This is a genomic window from Rothia sp. HMSC064F07, assembly GCF_001837265.1.
GTDB lineage: Bacteria > Actinomycetota > Actinomycetes > Actinomycetales > Micrococcaceae > Rothia > Rothia mucilaginosa.
This window is the reverse complement of sequence record NZ_KV831918.1, coordinates 1-20,589: the sequence shown is the minus strand read 5'-3', so window position 1 is coordinate 20,589 and position 20,589 is coordinate 1. Positions and strand designations below refer to the sequence as shown.

General features: G+C 58.0%; 18 protein-coding genes. 15 read left to right on the top strand and 3 right to left on the bottom strand.

Going from position 1 to position 20,589, the window contains the following annotated elements; translation table 11 throughout:
- The first annotated feature begins 431 nt into the window (after positions 1–431).
- The 3 genes from HMPREF2712_RS00100 to HMPREF2712_RS00090 all read left to right on the top strand — a co-directional run bounded on the left by HMPREF2712_RS00100 (position 432) and on the right by HMPREF2712_RS00090 (position 4,910).
- Positions 432–2,282, top strand: coding sequence for a phosphoenolpyruvate carboxykinase (GTP) (locus HMPREF2712_RS00100; RefSeq protein WP_070615657.1), 1,851 nt, complete (start codon positions 432–434; stop codon positions 2,280–2,282).
- A 375-nt stretch (positions 2,283–2,657) separates the two neighbouring features.
- Positions 2,658–3,128: an RrF2 family transcriptional regulator gene (locus HMPREF2712_RS00095; protein ID WP_005509289.1), complete on the top strand. Its 471-nt coding sequence runs from the start codon at positions 2,658–2,660 to the stop codon at positions 3,126–3,128.
- Positions 3,129–3,728: 600 nt separating this feature from the next.
- The gene (locus tag HMPREF2712_RS00090) at positions 3,729–4,910 is read left to right on the top strand and encodes an FAD-binding oxidoreductase (protein WP_070818950.1); all 1,182 of its coding nucleotides are present in this window, start codon (positions 3,729–3,731) and stop codon (positions 4,908–4,910) included.
- Between the two features lie 156 nt (positions 4,911–5,066).
- On the opposite strand, the gene HMPREF2712_RS00085 is transcribed toward HMPREF2712_RS00090, so the two are convergent.
- Positions 5,067–6,473, bottom strand: a complete 1,407-nt coding sequence (locus HMPREF2712_RS00085; protein ID WP_049357755.1) for a phosphomannomutase/phosphoglucomutase — start codon at positions 6,471–6,473, stop codon at positions 5,067–5,069.
- Between the two features lie 137 nt (positions 6,474–6,610).
- On the opposite strand from HMPREF2712_RS00085, the gene manA reads away from it, so the two are divergent.
- The 3 genes from manA to HMPREF2712_RS00070 all read left to right on the top strand — a co-directional run bounded on the left by manA (position 6,611) and on the right by HMPREF2712_RS00070 (position 9,732).
- The gene (gene manA / locus HMPREF2712_RS00080) at positions 6,611–7,798 is read left to right on the top strand and encodes a mannose-6-phosphate isomerase, class I (protein WP_070615664.1); all 1,188 of its coding nucleotides are present in this window, start codon (positions 6,611–6,613) and stop codon (positions 7,796–7,798) included.
- A 299-nt stretch (positions 7,799–8,097) separates the two neighbouring features.
- Positions 8,098–8,367, top strand: a complete 270-nt coding sequence (locus HMPREF2712_RS00075; protein ID WP_012904166.1) for an ACT domain-containing protein — start codon at positions 8,098–8,100, stop codon at positions 8,365–8,367.
- A gap of 9 nt (positions 8,368–8,376) precedes the next feature.
- Positions 8,377–9,732 (top strand): PFL family protein, encoded by a 1,356-nt coding sequence (locus tag HMPREF2712_RS00070; RefSeq protein WP_049357748.1) that lies wholly within the window; start codon positions 8,377–8,379, stop codon positions 9,730–9,732.
- A gap of 112 nt (positions 9,733–9,844) precedes the next feature.
- Here HMPREF2712_RS00070 and HMPREF2712_RS00065 read toward each other — a convergent pair whose 3' ends face one another.
- Together HMPREF2712_RS00065 and tmk are read right to left on the bottom strand one after the other, a co-directional pair.
- The gene (locus HMPREF2712_RS00065; protein ID WP_070615667.1) at positions 9,845–10,984 is read right to left on the bottom strand and encodes a DNA polymerase III subunit delta'; all 1,140 of its coding nucleotides are present in this window, start codon (positions 10,982–10,984) and stop codon (positions 9,845–9,847) included.
- Positions 10,981–11,697 carry a dTMP kinase gene (gene tmk, locus HMPREF2712_RS00060; RefSeq protein ID WP_083309141.1) on the bottom strand — a complete coding sequence of 239 codons (717 nt, stop codon included), beginning with the start codon at positions 11,695–11,697 and terminating at the stop codon, positions 10,981–10,983. The genes HMPREF2712_RS00065 and tmk overlap by 4 nt, the downstream gene beginning before the upstream one ends.
- 159 nt (positions 11,698–11,856) lie before the next feature.
- On the opposite strand from tmk, the gene HMPREF2712_RS00055 reads away from it, so the two are divergent.
- The 9 genes from HMPREF2712_RS00055 to rlmB all read left to right on the top strand — a co-directional run bounded on the left by HMPREF2712_RS00055 (position 11,857) and on the right by rlmB (position 20,315).
- Positions 11,857–13,059, top strand: coding sequence for a trans-sulfuration enzyme family protein (locus HMPREF2712_RS00055; protein WP_070615670.1), 1,203 nt, complete (start codon positions 11,857–11,859; stop codon positions 13,057–13,059).
- A gap of 48 nt (positions 13,060–13,107) precedes the next feature.
- Positions 13,108–13,425 (top strand): DUF2516 family protein, encoded by a 318-nt coding sequence (locus HMPREF2712_RS00050; protein WP_005509299.1) that lies wholly within the window; start codon positions 13,108–13,110, stop codon positions 13,423–13,425.
- A 221-nt stretch (positions 13,426–13,646) separates the two neighbouring features.
- Positions 13,647–14,384 (top strand): phosphoglyceromutase, encoded by a 738-nt coding sequence (locus tag HMPREF2712_RS00045; RefSeq protein ID WP_005507152.1) that lies wholly within the window; start codon positions 13,647–13,649, stop codon positions 14,382–14,384.
- 167 nt (positions 14,385–14,551) lie between these two features.
- A complete protein-coding gene (locus tag HMPREF2712_RS00040; protein WP_246828639.1) occupies positions 14,552–15,694 on the top strand; it encodes a sensor histidine kinase in 1,143 nt (380 codons plus the stop codon).
- 41 nt (positions 15,695–15,735) lie between these two features.
- Complete coding sequence (locus HMPREF2712_RS00035; protein WP_070818948.1) at positions 15,736–16,419, top strand: response regulator transcription factor; 684 nt, start codon at positions 15,736–15,738, stop codon at positions 16,417–16,419.
- A gap of 15 nt (positions 16,420–16,434) precedes the next feature.
- Entirely contained in the window at positions 16,435–17,178 is a 744-nt protein-coding gene (ispD, locus tag HMPREF2712_RS00030; protein WP_070818947.1) for a 2-C-methyl-D-erythritol 4-phosphate cytidylyltransferase, read from the top strand.
- 73 nt (positions 17,179–17,251) lie between these two features.
- Positions 17,252–17,734, top strand: coding sequence for a 2-C-methyl-D-erythritol 2,4-cyclodiphosphate synthase (ispF, locus tag HMPREF2712_RS00025; protein ID WP_005507148.1), 483 nt, complete (start codon positions 17,252–17,254; stop codon positions 17,732–17,734).
- Between the two features lie 81 nt (positions 17,735–17,815).
- Positions 17,816–19,234 carry a cysteine--tRNA ligase gene (cysS, locus tag HMPREF2712_RS00020; protein WP_070818946.1) on the top strand — a complete coding sequence of 473 codons (1,419 nt, stop codon included), beginning with the start codon at positions 17,816–17,818 and terminating at the stop codon, positions 19,232–19,234.
- A gap of 94 nt (positions 19,235–19,328) precedes the next feature.
- Positions 19,329–20,315 (top strand): 23S rRNA (guanosine(2251)-2'-O)-methyltransferase RlmB, encoded by a 987-nt coding sequence (gene rlmB, locus HMPREF2712_RS00015; protein WP_070818945.1) that lies wholly within the window; start codon positions 19,329–19,331, stop codon positions 20,313–20,315.
- The last annotated feature ends 274 nt before the right edge of the window (positions 20,316–20,589 follow it).

The following is a 20,589-nucleotide window of genomic DNA, read 5'->3' as shown; positions in this document are numbered from 1 at the left end:
GTGTGCAAGCCGAAAAACTCGAAATTTACCCAAAATCCCCTCCGCAGGGATCGAAAGCACCCCGTTTTACCGCATGATTCCGGGGTTTTTGTGCTCGCAAAATTTTTTCAAAATATTTTTGTTCCGACCCAAAACTGGCGCTGCAGGTCCCTGAAATCCCCGAAGGATTCCGCCGTGCGCCCTAAAAATCCTTTACAGAAATCCTCTCGTACTCTAAGAATGTGATGCGCAGAACGTAAGAAATGGCGTCATAGAAAGCTCTGCAGACCATTAATGCGTTATTCTGTAAGCATCACGAGGAAGTGGAGACTGTCCAAGCGTGCATATTTACCATTATTTGCACGCTTGTAGTGTTTAACTGCTTCTTTGTTACCGCAGACCTATCCGGATCAACGTAGTATCCGGGCCACCAATCGAAGGGGAAAACGTCAATGGCTGACACCTCAACTCGTACTCTCTCTGCTGAGCTCGAAAAGGAGCTGCAGAGCGCACCCACTACCCACCAGGGCCTTCTGGACTGGGTTCGCGAAGTTGCGGCCCTGACCCAGCCCGCACACATCTACTGGGTCGATGGCACCCAGGAAGAATACGACCGCCTCGCTCAGGAACTGGTCGACGCTGGCACCTTTGTTCGCCTGAGCGATCACGAATTCCCGAACTCTTACGCAGCTTTCTCCGATCCTGACGACGTTGCACGTGTCGAGGAGCGCACCTTCATCTGCTCCGAGACTGAAGAAGGCGCAGGCCCGACCAACAACTGGCGCGACCCCGTCGAAATGAAGCAGACCCTGACCGGTCTGTTCGAGGGCTCCATGCGCGGTCGTACCATGTACGTCATTCCCTTCGTCATGGGCTCCCTGAAGGCTAAGAACCCCAAGATTGCTGTTGAGCTCAGCGACTCCGCATACGTTGTCTGCTCCATGCGCATCATGGCAACCATCGGTAAGGACGTTCTTGCCAAGCTGAACGAGACCAACGGCTTCTTCGTCAAGGCTCTGCACTCTGTCGGTGCACCCCTGGAGCCCGGTCAGGAAGATGTTCCCTGGCCTTGCAACCCCGAGAAGTACATCGTCCAGTTCCCCGAGACCCGCGAAATCTGGTCCTTCGGCTCCGGTTACGGCGGTAACGCACTGCTCGGTAAGAAGTGCTACGCACTGCGTATCGCATCCGTCATCGGCCGCGACGAGGGCTGGATGGCAGAGCACATGCTCATCCTGAAGGTCACCAACCCCGAGGGCAAGGTTCGCTACATCTCCGCAGCGTTCCCCTCCGCATGTGGCAAGACCAACTTCGCAATGATGGAGCCCACCATCGACGGCTGGAAGGCTGAGATGGTCGGCGACGACATCGCATGGATTGAGTTCGACGAGAACCACCAGGCACGCGTGGTCAACCCCGAGGCTGGCCTGTTCGGTGTGGCACCGGGTACCGGTTACTCCACCAACCCGAATGCTATGAAGGCTATTGCTAAGGGCAACACCATCTTCACCAACGTTGCACTGACTGACGACGGCTCCGTCTGGTGGGAGGGCAAGACCGACGAGGCTCCCGCTCACCTGATTGACTGGACCGGTAAGGACTGGACCCCCGAGTCTGGCCGCCCGGCAGCTCACCCGAACTCCCGCTTCTGCACCCCCGCATCCCAGGTCGACATGCTCGCTCCCGAGTACTACGACCCCGAGGGTGTGCCGTTGAGCGCTATCGTTCTGGGTGGTCGCCGCAAGACCACCATCCCGCTGGTTTCTGAGTCTGAGAGCTGGGAGCAGGGCGTGTTCCGCGCTGTCACTCTGTCCTCTGAGACCACTGCGGCTGCTAAGGGTGCCGTCGGCGTGATTCGCCGCGACCCGATGGCTATGCTGCCCTTCATCGGTTACAACGCTGGTGACTACTTCAAGCACTGGATTGACCTGGGCAAGAAGCACGGCGCTGAGAACATGCCGAAGGTCTACTACGTCAACTGGTTCCGCCGCACCCCCGACGGTGGCTTCGCATGGCCCGGCTTCGGCGAGAACTCTCGCGTTGTGAAGTGGATCTTCGACCGCCTGGACGGCAAGGCTGGCGGCGAGGAGACCTTCCTGGGCACCGTTCCCGCCAAGGAAGACCTGGACCTGACCGGTCTGGAGATCTCCGAGGAGGAGCTGAAGGCTGCTCTGGCTGTCTCGAAGGACGAGTGGGCTGCTGAGCTGCCCGGCATCGACGAGTGGCTGGCTAAGTTCGGCGACAAGCTTCCCGCCGAGGTTCGCGAGCAGCGCGATGCTCTGGCAAAGGCCCTGGAGGACTAATCCTTCGAAGGAACTAAAACTCTTCGCTGAGCCGTATGGTTGAGCGTTTGGAAGGGGTGGAATCTCACTGTGAGGTTCCGCTCCTTCCTTCCTTTTATGGGAAGGTTTTGAATCCCCGTCAGATGGGAACCGCCGAGTTTCTCTTGGAGCTATGAGTGTAAGGCTATGCAGTCTACTTGTTCTTGAGAAATACTCTAAAGACATTGGGAGGGTGGCGAGAATACGATAGTGGGTAATCCTGATTTCTTGCACTCTCACTGCACCGATACAATGCCAATGTAAGATTTTGAGCGCTCTGTGCCTTGGCTGGTTCGGAGCATTTGTTGCCGTTGATGTAGAAGCGGCGGTATCACGAGAAAGATAGAAGGAGTATCCATGCGTTTGACAGCATTCTCGGATGTCTCGCTCCGCGTTCTGATGCTCCTGTCTGCCCTGGAGCCCGGTCAGAAGCTTTCTACCCAGAAGATTGCTGAGGGAGTGGATACCCCCTACAACCATGTGGCGAAGGCTGTGGCCTTCCTCGTGAACATGGGTTATTTGGATTCGACCCGCGGTCGTTCCGGCGGCGTTATGCTCTCGGATGCGGGCCGCTCTGCGACCGTCGGCACTGTTCTTCGTGCTACTGAGGGCGATATCCCCATGATTGAGTGCGAGGATGAGAACGGTCACTGTCCCCTCGATAAGTTCTGCCGCCTGCGCAATGTTTTGGCGAAGGCTCGTGAGGCGTTCTACGCATCGGTTGATTCGGTCATCATTAGCGAGTTGACCGCTGGTGCGCGCCCTGTTGGTCCGGTATTTGTGGAGCTAGGCTTCGCGCCTCCGGAGAATGCGCTGACTGTGCGCTAAATCGTTGACCCGATAACTTTTTAGTATGTGTGGAGCTTTCTAATAGGAGGCTCCACCCTATTTTTTATGGCGCTTTATCTGCCGGTATGGGGGTGGATTGCTGTGTGCGGTGTGCTTGCGGGGTCCTTTTGGGAGGGTCTTTTTACCTCTTGACGTACAGCGAGCAGTGTTCGGTTGAATCTAAAATTTGTGCAGTAAATGCAGAATATTGCAAATTTGCTTTTCAAATGCAGAAAATGTGACCATATTCATTTTTGCACCACACTGCATACTTTCCTGGGTAAATATATTTTCACTCCGGTATTTTTATACATGTTTCCAGGCTGGTCACTCGCCGATTGTAGAAGTGCGGCTGAAAATATATAGTGTGACGCGCAACTCTATCTTTGAGTCAGGGTGAACCATAAGTCGCATCCACAGTGCCAAATAACCCTCAGAGCATGACCTGCACACAGCGCAAGCACCCCGCAAAATGCTACGGTAAGGGTGCTTTATAAACACTTCGTCACCAACTGAGCTGTCCGAGTGAACGCCCCAGCATCACACATATCAAGGGCATCATCACAACGACCAGGTGACCACACAGGAAGAAGGCAAGACATGCTCTCCGAGAAGTCCCGCCCCATTATTGAGGCAACGCTGCCCATCATTGCTGAGCGCATCAACGACATCACCCCCGACTTCTACCGTCGAATGTTCGCCGCTCGCCCCGACCTGATGGACGGCATGTTCTCCCGCTCCTCCCAGCTCGAAGGCACCCAGCCCCGCGCACTTGCAGGCTCCATCGCTGTGTTCGCTTCCTACATCGTTGAGCACCCGGACTCCTACCCCGACGAAGTCCTCTCCCGCGTTGCTCACAAGCACGCCTCCCTGGGCCTGAAGGAAGAAGAGTACCCCACCGTCTACAAGTACCTCTTCGAGGCAATCGCCGCTAACCTCGGCGATCTGGCAACCCCCGAAATCGTTGAGGCATGGACCGAGGTCTACTGGCTCATGGGCAACGCCCTCATCAAGCTGGAGAAGGGCCTGTACGCTTCCCAGGCAAACGACGTCATGTTCGCGCCCTTCAAGCTCGTTGACCGCAAGGAGACCGGCGAGAACGTCGTCGTGCTGACCTTCGAGCCCGCCGACGAAACCCCCATGACCGAGTCCAAGGGCGGCCAGTACATCTCCATCGTAGTTCCCGCACGTGACGGTCTGCGCCAGGCACGCCAGTACACCCTGCTGCCCAGCGAAAAGAACCAGCGCCGCATCGGTGTGAAGCTCGACCCCAACGGCGAGATGACCTCCATCCTGCACGAACTGAAGATCGGCGACATCGTCGAGATCTCCAACCCCTACGGTGACCTGACCCTGGAAGGCTTCGGCAACCCCGAGGCACCCCTGTACCTCTTCTCCGCAGGTATCGGCACCACCCCCATGCTCAGCTTCCTCTCCGAGCTGATTGAGAAGGGCTCCCAGCGCCCCGTAACCGTAGTTCACGCGGACCGTAGCCTGGACACCTGGCCCCTGCGCGAAGAGCTCACCGAGCTCGTCAACAAGCTGCCCAACGCACGCCTCATCTCGTTCATCGAGGGTGAGGGCGGCGACTTCGCCGGCCGTGTCGACGTGTCCAAGCTGGACGTGCCCTCCGACGCTAACGTTTACCTCTGCGGCCCGCTGCCCTTCATGCAGGGCGTACGCTCCGCACTGGTGGAGGCAGGCGTCCCCGGCAAGAACATCAACTACGAGATCTTCGGCCCCGACCAGTGGATGCTCCACGACCAGGCTCGCGAAGCGTAAAAACCCCGTAAGCCGGCTCGTCCGCTAGGTTCCTTAAACCCGGCTAGGTTCTCCTCTTAGACAGAAGAACCTAGCCGGGTTTTTAGAACTCAAACTAAAAAGTCCCGCCCCGCAGACGAATCTGCGGGGCGGGACTTTTTAGTAGCTAGCTAGCGCTTAGCCCTGGCGAACCAGAGCCAGAACCTCGTCACGGACGCGCTCCATAGTCGCAACATCCGGTGCCTCAAGGTTCAGGCGCAGGAAAGGCTCGGTGTTCGAAGGACGCAGGTTAACCCACCAACCCTCTTCGGTGTTGGTGAAGGTGGTGCCGTCAGAGTCCTCAACAACCACGGGAGCGTTAGCGTAGTGTGCACGAACGCGGTCCACAGCTGCAGCCTTGTCTTCCAGCTCGGAGTTAATCTCACCGGAAGCAACGTACGGGGAGTACTTCGCGCTGATCTCGGAGAGGGGCTTGTCGCCGCCACCCAGAGCAGCCAGCACGTGCATTGCAGCGAGCATGCCGGTGTCTGCGTTGAAGAAGTCCTTGAAGTAGTAGTGAGCGGAGTGCTCGCCACCGAAAACGCCGTTCTCCTCAGCCATGACAGCCTTGATGAAGGAGTGGCCCACGCGGGTCTTCACTGCGCGGCCGCCCAGCTTCTCAACCAGCTCAGGAACAGCCTTCGAAGTAATCAGGTTGTAAATGATGACGGGCTCTTCATTGCCCTCAGCCTTCGCACGAGCAATCTCGCGCTCAGCAACCAGAGCGGTCACAGCCGAAGGAGTAACGGGCTCGCCCTTCTCGTCGATGACGAAGCAGCGGTCAGCGTCGCCGTCGAATGCCAGACCAATGTCGGCACCGTGCTCAACAACAGCCTTCTGCAGGTCAACCAGGTTAGCCGGCTCCAGCGGGTTAGCCGGGTGGTTCGGGAAGGTACCGTCCAGCTCGAAGTACAGGGGAACAATTTCCAGGGGCAGGCCCGGCAGGATGGTGTCGCCCAGAACAGCGGGAGTGGTCATACCACCCATGCCGTTACCAGCGTCAACAACAACCTTCAGGGGGCGGATGGAAGACAGATCAACCAGCTTGCGCAGGTACTCTGCGTAAGGCTTGAGAATGTCCTTCTCAGAAACGGTGCCGACCTTCTCCACCGAAGGAATCTCGCCCGAATCCAGGTACTTCTGAGCCAGATCGCGAATATCGAACAGACCGGACTCGGAAGACAGGGGAACAGCGCCAGCCTTAGCCATCTTCATGCCGTTGTACTCTGCGGGGTTGTGGCTAGCGGTGAAGGTAACACCGGCAGCGTTCTCAACGCCACATGCGAAGTACAGAACGTCAGTGGAGATCAGGCCGATCTTCTCAACATTTGCACCGCGAGCGGTTGCACCCTGGGCGAATGCATCCATGAATTCGGGGGAGGAGGGGCGCATGTCGCCACCGACCAGGATGGTCTGGCCCTCCAGGCCCAGAATATCTACGAAAGCCGCGCCAGTGGCACGAACAGTCTCTGCGGTAATGGTCTCGCCGACAATGCCACGCACGTCGTACGCTTTGAATGAGTCATGTAGATTAATAGTAGTCACGCCTTTTATTTTAGCGGTAAAGAAGTGTAATTAGCCTCTATAATGGGCAGGTAAAACCTTATAAATTCTGCTGAATGTATGGGTTTTTTATCACGTCACTTGCTTCAAACAACTCACGTCGAGAGGTATTTTCCCCCATGGGTGAGATTTTTTCCCTAAAAAACCAGATTCAGAATTATGCGTGGGGCTCCCGCGAAATTCTCGGACGCATGCGTGGCGTGCCTGTCCCCACCGAACAGCCTGAGGCTGAGGTGTGGGTTGGCGCGCATCCGGCTGCACCTTCCCGTGCCACCGTTGATGGCACTGAATCCCCGCTCAACGAGCTGATTGTGGAGAACCCCTCCCGTTTCCTGCGCCCGGACCGTACCTCCGACTGGTTCCCCTTCCTCTTTAAGATTCTTGCGATTGATGCGCCGCTGTCCATTCAGGTGCACCCCACCCCCGAGCAGGCTATTGCCGGCTTCGAGGATGAGCAGGCACGCGGCATCGCGATTGACGCGCCGCACCGCAACTACAAGGACCGCTACTCCAAGCCTGAAACCGTCATCGCCCTGACCCAGATGCGCGTGCTCACCGGTGTGCGCACCTCCGAGCAGCTGGCAGAACTTGCCGAGGCGTTCAAAGCGGACTGGCTGGCAGAGCGTGTGGAGCTAACCCCCAAGCAGCTGCTGACTGAGATTATTCGCATGCCCGAAGAGACCGCCACCGCGGCTGTTGAGCAGCTCGTTGAGGCGGCGGCACAGCTGACCGGCTCCGACAACGCACGCATCGCTGACGCAGCTGAGCTCGTGCAGATCGTTGCCGGCAAGTACCCCGGTGACCGCGGTCTGCTCGTCGCCTTCGTCATGAACCTGGTTCACCTGGCACCGGGCGAATCCGCCTTCACCCCCGACGGTCAGGTGCACGCCTACGTCTCCGGTACCGCCATTGAGCTGATGAACCCATCCGATAACGTGATGCGCGCGGGCCTGACCGCAAAGCACATCGACACCGAGGAGCTCATCAAGGTGCTCGGCGAGGGCCAGGATGCACCCGTTATTCAGCGTCCCACCCCCGAGAATGCACCCGTCGGCACCTACGCCATGTGGGACGAGCGCATGAGCGTGACCCGCATCCGCGTTGAAGAGGGCAAGCCGCAGGAATACACCTTCGAGGGCATTAGCGCCGCGCTGAGCGTATCCGGCAAAATCACTATTCACGCAGCAGATGGCAACGGCACCGAAGAGTTCGTTCTGGGCGCCACCGAGTCGGTACTGCACGTGGGTGAGCCCTCGGCGGCAACTCTGAGCGGTAATGGCGAGCTGTACATCGCTTCTTATGTTTAGGAAATAATCCTCGATAACTAAAACTTCTAGACAGTTATAACTAGCCAGATATAAGGAGTGTCGAAAGATACTTCAAGACTGGCACATAATAAAGAATCCACGTTCTTCCCTGTATCTATTCAGGCCGGGGGAGACGTGGATTTTTTATGCCCCGAATATGGGATGCAGGGGATATTTTTGTGTCTACCCTGCACAGTGTGTTCTGGGTAACCTATAATTGCTCTTATAAATATGCGTGTACCTGTGCCTTTATGCACCTCTTCATTGGGTGCGCAGCCCCAAACCACTAGGAGAACACCGTGAAGATCATCCTCACCGTCACAGGCATCGACCACGAAGGCATTATTGCCGCCGTGACCGCAACCCTCGCCGAGCGCAAGGTCAACGTCCTCGACGTCTCCCAGACCATCATGGGCGAATACTTCACCATGATTATGCACTGCTCCTTCGACGAAGAGCAGCAGAACCTCATCGACCTGCAGGAAGCCATGGTTGGTGTCGAACACGAACAGAAGGTCCAGATTCGCATCCAGGCAGAATCCATCTTCAAGGCAATGCACACCATCTAGGTGGCCACCATGATGAATGACAATATTCTTGAAACCATCCGAATGATCGAGGAGCAGAAGCTCGACATTCGCACCGTCACCATGGGCATCTCCCTGCTCGACTGCGCCGACTCCGACGGCGAGGTAGCCCGCCGCAAGATTTACGACAAGATCACCAGCCGCGCGGCAAACCTCGTCAGCGTTTGCGAAGGTATCGAAGCCGAACTCGGCATCCCGATTGTCAACAAGCGCATCGCCGTCACCCCCATCGCACTGGTGGCAGGCGCCTCCAACGATGAGGACTACGTGGAGTTCGCCCGCACCCTCGACGCAGCTGCTAAGGCAGTCGGCGTGAACTTCGTCGGTGGCTTCAGCGCTCTCGTCGACAAGGGCATGACCCCCGCCGATGAAAAGCTGATTCGCTCCATCCCGCGAGCGCTCGCAGAAACCGATGTGGTCTGCTCCTCCGTAGACATTGGATCTTCCCGCGCCGGCATTAACATGAGCGCCGTCAAGCTCATGGGTGAAACCATCCGCGCCACCGCAGACCTGACCGCGGACGCACACGGCTTCGGCTGCGCCAAGCTCGTCGTCTTCGCGAACGCCGTCAGCGACAACCCCTTCATGGCGGGCGCATTCCACGGCGTGCAGGAGGCAGACACCACCATCTCCGTAGGTGTCTCTGGCCCCGGCGTGGTACACCGCGCCCTGCTGAAGGTCCGCGGCGAATCCTTTGACACCTGCGCCGAAGAAATCAAGAAGGCAGCCTTCAAGATTACCCGCGTCGGTCAACTGGTCGGTACCCTCGCCGCTGAACGCCTTGGCGTGCAGTTCAACATTATCGACCTCTCTCTGGCACCCACCGCAGAGATTGGCGACTCGGTCGCACACATCCTCGAAGAGATGGGTCTGGAAACCGTCGGTACCCACGGCACTGTTGCGGCCCTCGCGTTGCTCAACGACGCGGTGAAGAAGGGCGGCCTCATGGCGTGCTCGAACGTCGGTGGCCTCTCCGGGTCCTTCATCCCGATCTCTGAGGACATCGGCATGATTGAATCCGCAGCCGCCGGACACATCAGCCTCGACAAGCTTGAAGCGATGACCGCCATCTGCTCGGTGGGTCTGGACATGGTCGCGGTTCCCGGCGATACCCCCGCCGCCACCCTCGCAGCAATGATTGCCGACGAAGCAGCAATCGGTGTGATGAACCACAAGACCACCGCGGTCCGCGTCATCCCGGCGGTTGGTCTGGGCGTAGGCGACATGGTTGAGTTCGGCGGCCTGCTCGGTCGAGCACCCGTCATGCCCACCCACACCCCCAGCGCGGAGGCGTTCATCGCCCGCTGCGGTCGTATTCCGTCGCCGGTTCACGGTTTCCGCAACTAACCTCTAAGGGCACTGCGAACCAATAGAAATGGGGAGGAACCGAAGATCATCTCTTCGGTGCCTCCCCATTTTGTGTTGTATTGAAGATCCAAAGACGCTTGTTCGAGCGTTTCTAGTACACGAAGCGGCTCATCAACGCCTCAAGCGCCAGACGCGCATTCGCATTTGTCTTCAGGCGACGCAGAGTCAGCTCGACCGCCTGCACATCCTCCAGCAGTTGCTGGGCGGAACGGCGGGTGCAGAACGCCTCCAGAGGCTCTCGCAAATGCTCATTGACCAGCGGAGCCTGCGCAGACAGAGCCACCGTCAACGCATCACGCAGAACCGTCTGAACCTGAGCCACAGAACGCAACAGCGTATCGGAGGAAACACGCTTAGCGCGGCGCTTCTGTTGCTCCTCCAGGCGGCGAACCTGCGCTCGCAAGGACGGAGAAACACGCTCACCCTCGCGAATACCCAGCAGAGCCAGAAGCTCCTGGCGTTCCTGCTCATCCTTGAGAGCAGAGACAGCCTGTGCGTCCTGGTCGGCAAGGTCGGTGAGCTTCTCTGCTGCGTTGAAAGCCGAAGAAATAGAACGAACATTCAGAATCAGGGAGGTAATCAATTCCCGACGAGCCATCGCCTGCTCATCGGTCGCCAAACGGTACCCCTCCTGCGCATCACCCAGAGCCAGACGCGCCGCACGCTGCGCCAAAGGATCCACCACACCGTGCGCCAACAAATACTCGTGCACCTGCGCATCGGTAGGAACCGGCAACTGCACCGGACGGCACCGCGAACGAATCGTCACCAGCACATCGGTGGGGGAGGGCGCCGTCAACAACCAAATCGTATGCGGCGGCGGCTCCTCAATCGCCTTCAACAACACATTGGAGGTACGCTCCGGCATGCGCTCGGTGTCCTCCACCAGAATCACGCGCCAGCGACCCACGGTCGGGCGGTCCTGAGCCTTCATGACCAGCTCGCGCGCCTCATCAATGCTGATGTACGTCGCCTCGGTACTAAAGTGCGTAAAATCTGCGTGCGAACCGTTCATGACGGTCACGCAGCCCTTGCACTGGCCGCATCCGCGGTTCTGCGGGTCGGGCTGCTCGCACAGTAGCGCGGCAGCGAAAATTTTTGCAGCCTCACGGTGAGGCGCACCGGTCGCGCCCGTGAAAAGCCAAGCGTGCGTGGGGCGGGCGGCGGCGGCATCCGTGTGTAGTTGCTGGAGCTTATCGGCGGGAATCAGCAGGGTATCCCAGAGGCTCATGAGTCCTCCTTACCGGTGCGGACCAGCTCGCGAGCGGCAAGTAGAGGCTCAATCACCTCGAGCACGCGCGCGTGTACCTGCTCAATCGTTCCCACACCATCAATAAGGCGGTGTGAACCGTTAGCGTCCTCGCGGGCAATCTGCTCGAAGGCACCGTGGATACGTGCCTTGAACGCGGCGCCTTCAGCCTCAATACGGTCGACGGTGCCGCGCTGGTCCATGCGTTCCTGCTCGGCGCTCAGCGGCACGCTCAGCAATAGGGTTGCATCGGGTACCAGATCGGCGGTAGCCCAGCGGCTCAAATCGACGATGGTTTCAATACCCAGATCACGGCCAACACCCTGGTACGCGGCGGAAGAATCAATATAGCGGTCACTGAGCACGATGGCGCCCTCAGCGAGCGCCGGGCGAATCAGCTGGGAGGCGTGAGCCGCGCGGGATGCCGCAAAGATTAGCGCCTCGGTGCGGTCGTCAATGGTGCCCTGACCTGCTTCCAGGACGAGGGCTCGCAGCTTCTCGCCGATCTCGGTGCCGCCGGGTTCGCGGGTGGTGATGACACGGTATCCGCGGGCGCTGAGTGCTTCATTCAGCAGGGCGAGCTGGGTGGTTTTGCCGGCGCCGTCGCCTCCTTCGACCACGATAAAAAGCCCGCGGCGACCGGTCGGGTCGTCGGGAAGATTCTGTGCATCGGGGGTGTAGCTGAGAGTATCCATCACCTTTAAGGGTACCGGGTCTCTTAGCAGCACCGGTGCGGTTTTGGTGATACCTCCGCGTGGGATTGAGCGCGTATCAAGGTAAAAAACATGTAAATCCTGCGTACCGTCACCCGTGCGGGCGTGCGTTCTGGGCGCGGGTGTGCCAGGCTTAAAGACATGAGTGCAGATAACCACGACATGAATTACTCCGCAGAGACTTTCGTCGTCTCTGGCGGCCGCCCGGCACACGAGCATGACGCGCCGGTGAACCCTCCGATTGTTCTTTCTTCCACCTACCGCGGCGTGGACGCCGTGAACATTGAGCAGGACCGCGTGTACGCCCGCTTCTCGAACCCCACTTGGGAGGGCATGGAAGAGGTTGTTGCCAAGCTGGAGAACGCTACCCAGCCGGGTCTGCTGTTCCCCTCCGGCATGGCTGCCGTTGCTGCCGTCATCGACCTGGTGCCGGTTGGTTCCATTGTGCTGATTCCGAAGCACGCATACATGGCATCGGTGACCCTGTGCAAGGATTTGGAACGCCGCGGCATCATTGAGCTCGTTCGTGTGGACATTGAAGACACCGAGAGCGTTATCGTCGCTATGGAGGATGCCGCATCCCGCGCCGGCGTGACTCCCGAGAACGTGAACTACTCGGCACCGAAGGTCCTGGCGTGGCTGGAAAGCCCCACGAACCCGATGCTTGAGGTCGCTGACCTGCCTGCCCTGCTTTCTGCTGCTCGCCGCCTGGGCATTGTGACCGCGGTGGACAACACCTTCGCGACCCCGATTCTGCAGCGTCCCCTGGATTTGGGTGCTGACGTTGTGGTTCACTCTGCAACGAAGTTCCTGGCGGGTCACTCTGATGTTCTGCTGGGCATGACCCTCACCTCGAATGAGGAACTGTACAAGGCGATGCTGCACCACCGCATCACCAACGGCGCAATCCCCGGCCCCGTGGAGGCATGGCTTGGTCTGCGCGGCCTGCGCACCCTGGCACTGCGCGTGGAACGTGCTGTGCAGAACGCACAGGTGCTGGCGGAGCGTCTGAGCGAGCACCCCTTCGTGACTGAGGTGCGTTACCCGGGTCTGGAGAGCGACCGCGGCCACGAGGTTGCGAAGAAGCAGATGGACGGTTTCGGTGCGATTTTGTGCGTCACCCTGGATACCGATGCGGCTGGTGCCCGTAACGTCGTGGAGGCGTTGAAGCTGTGGACCCCGGCAACCTCTCTGGGCGGCGTGGAGTCTCTCGTGGAGCGTCGTCGTCGCCACGGTAACGAGCCGGATTCGATTCCCGAATCCCTGCTGCGCCTGTCGGTAGGTATTGAGAACGTGGATGACCTTTACAATGACTTGGTTGAGGCCTTTAAGGTTGTCCGCTAGGCACTTTGCTAGGGTTGTCTAGAGAAGCTGCTGATTCTAAGGAATACTATGTCTCCTATTCTGTTGGTCATCTATGTGACCACTCTTATCGATGTGCTACTGGCTGTTGCCGGCGCTGTGGTTGGTGTGCTGGCTTTTGTGCGTGCGTGGATGTCTCCGGCGAACGCGTACGATTTTGCCGGTAAGCGCCCGAAGAACACGTGGCTGGCTTTGACCGGTGGTTCTGCTGCGGTGTCGCTGTTTAGCGTTTTTGCTGCGGTGACTGGCGGCGGTAATACTGTACTGATTCTTCAGCTGATTGCTGCTGTGATTAGCTGTGTGTTCTTGGCTGGTGTGTGGCCTTCGGTGGGTCGCCGCCGTTTCTAGCGTTAGCTTGTGCGCTCGCTTTGTGCGATAGATGGTGAAGCCTCGTGCGCTGTCTGACGGGTTTGTCCCGGTCGGATGGTGTGCGGGGCTTTTCCCTATTTCTGGCGGGGTTTTTGAGCCTTTCGTTCTGGTAGAAAAGACCCTTATAAATTTTTGGGAGAATGCATATTTTCTAGGCTCTAAGGCATGACAAACCGGCGGGTAAATGAAAAAATAGAGGTATGACTTACAAACTAGTACTCCTGCGCCACGGCCAGTCCGAGTGGAACGAGAAGAACCTGTTCACCGGCTGGGTGGACGTTAACCTGACCGATAAGGGCCGCGCTGAGGCTAAGCGCGGCGGCGAGCTGCTGGCAGAGCGCAACATCCTCCCCGATGTTGTTCACACCTCCCTGCAGCGTCGCGCAATCAACACCGCAAACCTTGCACTGGATGCAGCAGACCGTCTGTGGATTCCTGTCAAGCGCACCTGGCGCCTGAACGAGCGTCACTACGGCGCTCTGCAGGGTAAGAACAAGTCCGAGATTCGCGAGGAATACGGCGACGAGAAGTTCATGACTTGGCGTCGTTCCTACGACGTTCCGCCGCCCCCGCTGGATGACAACGACCCCTACTCGCAGGCACACGACCCCCGCTACGCGGATGTCGAGAACGCTCCTCGCACCGAGTGCCTGAAGGACGTTCTGGGCCGTATGCTTCCCTACTGGGAGTCGGACATCAAGCCCGACCTCGCAGCAGGCAAGACCGTTCTGGTTGCTGCACACGGTAACTCCCTGCGTTCGCTGGTCAAGCACCTCGAGGGCATTTCCGACGAGGACATTGCTGGCCTGAACATCCCCACCGGTATTCCGCTGTACTACGAACTGGATGAGAACTTCCAGCCCGTCAAGCCCGGCGAGTACCTGGACCCCGAGGCTGCTAAGGACGCTATTGCTGCCGTAGCAAACCAGGGTAAGTAATACCTCCGGCAGGGTTTCACCCCTGTCATTGTGATGAGCCGTTCACCGGTAAGGTGGGCGGCTCATTGCGTTGTCTGCAAGGTTTCTGTACGGGGAGCGTGCCTGAGAAGAAGAGCATTCGCCTGAGTGCTGGGTATCGGCCACATTTATACTTATGGGGTACCCGAATGGAAGGGAAGTACATGGATGCCGGTCTGATCGCCTTTATTGCGGGCATGATAGGTCTGCTGGTGGGCGTCCTGAGCATGAATGCGGTGGCGCGTAGTGAGCGGGAGCAGGAGCGTAGTTTGGTGTCGGCGCCGGCGCTGCGTGATGGTGCCGCTCAGGTACTTGCTGTGATTGGTCGCGCCTACCTGGTGATTGATGAGGTGGGCGGCGTGGTTCAGGCTTCTCCGGGTGCGTACGCGATGGGTCTGGTGCGTGGTCATACGGTGGCGTCTGATGAGTTGGCGGATATGATTCGCACGGTGCGTCATCGCGGTATTTTTGCGGAGCGTACTTTTGAGATTGACCGCGGTGAGGGTGAGGCGCTGGTCTTGGATGTGCGTGTTGCTTCGCTGGGGGACGAGTACATTTTGGTGCTCGCGGATGACCGCACTGAGATTTCTCGTGTGCAGCGTATGCGTAATGATTTTGTGGCGAATGTGTCGCATGAGTTGAAGACTCCGGTGGGTGCGGTGAGTCTGTTGGCTGAGGCTATTGAGCAGGCGAGTGATGACCCGGAGGCGATTGAGTATTTTGTGGGGCGTCTTTATAAGGAGACGCGCCGCCTGTCTGCGCTGGTGCGTGACATTATTGAGCTTTCGCGTCTGCAGTCGACCGATGTGATTGCGCGTGGTGGTCCGGTGTCGGTGCCTTCTTTGGTTACTGATGCGGTGGACCGTTCGCATATTGTGGCGGAGGAGAAGGACATTCAGATTTCTACCCGCATCGAGGAGGTGCCCGAGGTGTACGGTGACGCCGAGCTGCTCGGTATTGCTGTGCAGAACCTGGTGGAGAACGCGGTGCGTTATTCGCCGGAGCATACGAAGGTGGATATTTGGGTGCACCGTGTGGCTGATCAGCTGCTGGTTGAGGTTGCTGATCAGGGCGTGGGTATTCCGGAGGACGAGCAGAAGCGTATTTTTGAGCGTTTTTACCGGGTTGATCCGGCTCGTTCGCGTCAGACGGGCGGCACTGGTTTGGGCTTGAGCATTGTGAAGCATGTGATGACTCAGCACGGTGGTAGCGTGACGGTTCGGTCGATGCCGCAGGAAGGTTCGACGTTTACGTTGGCGTTGCCGCTGAATGAGCCTCCGGCCGCAGTGTAGTGTTAGCGGTATAGGTTTTATGGAATCGAAGGAAGTTATTGATGTCTAAAATTCTGATTGTTGAGGACGAAGAGGCCCTCTCGGATCCCCTTGCGTTTTTGCTGGGTCGTGAGGGTTTCCAGACGATTGTTGTGGACAACGGTCTGGACGCTCTGCCGGTGTTTGACCGCGAGGGCGCGGATTTGGTGCTTCTGGATGTGATGCTTCCGGGCATGTCCGGTATGGAGGTGTGCCGTAAGCTGCGTGAGGTGTCTTCGGTCCCGATTATCATGTTGACCGCTAAGGACTCTGAGCTGGATAAGGTGCTGTGTCTGGAGCTGGGCGCTGATGACTATGTGACGAAGCCGTATTCTGCGCGTGAGCTGATTGCTCGTATCCGCGCGGTGTTGCGTCGTCGTTCGGCGGAGACTGATTCTGCTACTGAGTCGGTGCTGCAGGGCGGCCCGGTGCGTATGGATATTGACCGCCATGTGGTGACGGTTAATGGTGAAGAGATTTCTATGCCGCTGAAGGAGTTTGAGCTCCTGGAGATTCTGCTGCGCAATGTGGGTCGTGTGATGACTCGTGGCCAGCTGATTGAGCGTGTGTGGGGCGCCGACTATGTGGGTGATACGAAGACCCTGGATGTGCATATTAAGCGTCTGCGTTCGAAGATTGAGCCGGATTCTTCTGCCCCGCAGTATGTGGTGACGGTTCGCGGCTTGGGCTATAAGTTCGAGGCGTAGGCGGGCTTGAGACTGATGAGTTCTGCTTCTGCGGCGAATACTGCTGTGATTGTTTTGGCGGCTGGTTCGGGTACTCGCCTGGGTGAGCCGATCCCGAAGGCCGCTGTGCGTGTGCATGGTCGTACCCTGCTGGATTATGCGTTGGAGGGTGCGCTCGCTTCGGGTGTTGCTGAGCATGTGGTGGTGACTGTTCCTGCTGATTGTTCGGCGAGTTGCCCGGAGCTTTTGGAGGATGCCCGCCGTGCCGGTGCGTTGATTACTGCCGGTGGTGATACGCGTACTGCTTCGGTGGTTGCGGCGTTGGATGCTTTGAAGGATGCGCAGGTTCCGGTGGATTATGTGCTGATTCATGATTGCGCTCGTGCTTTTACTCCGCCGCAGGTGTATCACCGCGTGCTTGAGGGTTTGGGTTCTGCGAGCCCGCAGGGTGTTGTGCGTGCGGTGATTCCTGTGTTGCCGGTGGTGGATACGGTGAAGACTGTGGATTCTGCTGGTTTGGTGACGGGTACTCCTTCGCGTGCGCAGATGCGTGCGGTGCAGACTCCTCAGGGTTTTGAGGTGGCTGCCCTGTTGGCGGCACATGAGCGTAGCCGTTCCCTGCCTGCTGAGGAGGCTGAGCTGCTCACTGATGATGCGATGGCGATGGAGGCTGCGGGCGAGCCGGTATTGACGGTTGCCGGTGCTGCGGATGCGTTTAAGGTGACGACTCCGATGGATTTGCGGGTTGCTCGCGCGCTGTTTGGTGATTCTGCTACCTAACCTTGCCGCCTAATGCCTCTTTTGCCGAGGCATTGCTGCTGAGAAGATGTTTGATCGATTGAAGGGTCCTGTGATGACTGTTATTCCTCGTGTTGGTACCGGTGTTGATGTCCACGCTTTTGGCGAAGAGGGCACTCCCCTGTATATTGCTGGTCTGCATTGGCCGGGTGAGCGTGGTTTGAGCGGCCATTCTGATGGTGATGTGGTGGCTCATGCTGCCGCGGATGCTCTTTTTGCCGCCTCCGGCACGGGGGATTTGGGCTCTAATTTTGGTGTGGACCGCCCGGATATGAAGGGCGCTTCTGGTGTTCGTATTCTTTCTGAGGCTGCGGCGATTGTGCGTGCTGCTGGTTTTGAGATTGGTAATGTGAGTGTTCAGCTGGTGGGTAACCGCCCGAAGTTCTCTCCGCGCCGTGATGAGGCGAACCGTGTGCTGAGCGAGGCGGCGGGTGCTCCGGTGACGGTGATTGCGACGACTACTGATGGTCTGGGGTTGACGGGCCGCGGCGAGGGTGTGGCTGCTATTGCGACGGCGCTGGTGTATCCGCGTTTGTAGGTGCTTAGTTGCTTGAGCCATTCTGTAACCTATCGCTGATTTACCGACCCGGCGTCTGAGCCGACCCCGTAGAATGAGAGTGTGACTATGCGTTTTTATGATTCAGCTTCCGCGACTATTCGCGAGTTTGAGCCCGTCGTGCCCGGTGAGGCGCGTATCTATTATTGCGGTGCTACGGTGCAGGGTGAACCGCACCTGGGCCATATCCGTTCGGCGTTGGTTTTTGACCAGTTGAGCCGTTGGATGCGTTACCGTGGCTTGAAGGTGACGACGGTCCGCAATGTCACTGATATTGATGACAAGATTTTGGCGAAGTCTGCTGATTCTATGGAGCCCGGTTTTGAGGGTGAGTTCCCGAATGAGCAGTGGTGGGCGCTCGCGTACCGTTTTGAGAAGGTTTTTGCTCAGGCGTATGCGGCGTTGGGTATTGACCCGCCGACGTATGAGCCGCGCGCGACCGGTCATATTCCGGAGATGTTTGCTCTGATTCAGCGTCTGATTGATCGTGGCCACGCGTATCCTGCACTGGATGATTCTGGTGACGTGTATTTTGATGTGCGTTCGTGGGATAAGTATGGTGCGCTGACGAATCAGAGCGTTGAGGATATGCAGGATTCTGCGGATGCTGATCCGCGCGGTAAGCGTGACCCTCGCGATTTTGCCCTGTGGAAGGGCTATAAGGAGGGTGAGCCGCTGACTGCTTCGTGGGAGTCTCCGTGGGGTCGCGGCCGTCCGGGCTGGCACCTGGAGTGCTCGGCGATGGCTGGTAAGTATTTGGGTTCGCGTTTCGATATTCACGGTGGCGGTTTGGATTTGCGTTTCCCGCACCATGAGAATGAGCTGGCGCAGTCGACTGCAGCTGGCGATGATTTCGCGAATTTCTGGATGCATAACGGCATGGTCACCTATGAGGGTGAGAAGATGTCGAAGTCTATCGGTAATACGATTTCGCCGGCGCAGATGCTGCAGATGGCCCGTCCGCTGGTGGTTCGTTATTACCTGGGTAGTGCGCATTATCGTTCGATTCTTGATTACCGTCCGTCGTCTCTGCAGGAGGCGGCAACCGCTATTGAGCGTGTTGAGGCGTTCCTTGCTGCAACTCAGGATGTGCTGAAGCCGGGTCGTGAGGTTCCGGAGGCTTTTGCAGAGGCTATGGATGATGACGTGAATATTCCGCGTGCTCTGGCGGTTCTGCATGAGCAGACTCGTGCCGGTAATGCGGCGCTTGCTGCCGGTGAGGATGCTTCGGAGGCGGCGAATGCTGTGATGGCTATGGCTGAGGTTCTGGGCCTGGCGCAGCTGATGAGCTTTAATGCTGAGGGCACTTCGGGTGCTGAGCATGAGGCTCTGGATGCGCTGATTCAGGCTGTGTTGGCGGAGCGTGCGGATGCTCGTGCTCAGAAGGATTGGGCGAAGGCTGATGCGATGCGCGACTTGTTGGCGTCTGCTGGTGTGCAGGTGAAGGACGGCGCGAATGGTTCGACTTGGAGTGTCGGCTAGAGGGTGATGTGCCCCGCGTTTGTGCGCAAGGCTTAGGTCGCGCGGGTTCTCTCGCGTAGACTCGTATTCAAAACTTTGACGAAGGAAGAGAAGAATGGCTAAGGCAGGTTCGCGCCCGGGCGCTACCAGCAAGAAGAAGGGTGCTACTAAGGGCACCGGCGGTCACGGCCGTAAGGCGCTTGAGGGTAAGGGCCCTACTCCGAAGGCTGAGGACCGCGTTTATCACAAGGCGTATAAGATGAAGCGCGCGGCTGAGCGCCGTGCTGCAACCGGTACGAACCGTAAGTTCCAGACTCGTCTGGGCGGTAAGCGTGCTAGCGATGAGCTGGTCACTGGTCGTAACGCGGTGCTGGAGGCTCTGCGTACTGAGATTCCCTCGAAGCACCTGTACATTATGAGCCGCATTGAGGTGGATGACCGCGTCCGCGAGATTATGACTATTGCGAATAAGCGCAATATCCCGATGCTGGAGATTCCGCGTAGCGAGCTGGATCGCCTGACTGATGGTGCGGTGCACCAGGGTGTGGCGATGCAGATTCCTCCGTACAAGTACCCGGATGCTACTGACCTGGTGCTGGATACTATGGAGCGTTGGCACTCGGGTAAGCTGTCGACTCCGCCGCTGTTTGTTGCGCTGGACGGTATTACTGATCCGCGTAACCTGGGTGCGATTATTCGTAGTGTGTCCGCGTTCAGCGGTGATGGCGTGATTATTCCTGAGCGTCGTTCGGCTGCTGTGACTGCTGGTGCGTGGAAGACTAGTGCCGGTGCGGCTGCTCGTATTCCCGTTGCGATGGCGACTAACCTGACTCGTGTGATTCAGCAGGCTAAGGAACAGGGTATTTTCGTGATTGGCCTGGATGGCGGTGGCGATATTGAGTTGCCGGCTCTGGAGCTTGCGAATGAGCCGCTGTGCGTGGTGGTTGGTTCTGAGGGTAAGGGTCTGTCCCGCCTGGTGACTGAGAACTGCGATCAGATTGTGTCGATTCCGATTGATTCGGCGATGGAGTCTTTGAACGCGGCAATGGCTGTGGGCATCACTCTGTACGATGTGTCCCGTCGTCGTGCTGCAGCAAAGTAGAGACTGACTGTGAAGAGGGAGGGCGCCCCCGTGAGGGGGTGCCCTCCCTTTCTATGTGTTTCTTCCTGTCTTTATCTGATGTTTCGGGGGGAGTTTTAGGGGCTTTTGGGCCTCTTATGATGCTTTTTAAACTTTTTTTGAAGAAATTTTGAAGGGCTTACCCTGCGTTGACTAGGGGTTTTAGTGCCCTGTTCAGGTCAGATTGAACCTAAAGATCCATATTTGTGCCCTACTTCACCCTATTTCGGGTTGCAGACCCATTTCGGCATCTGTA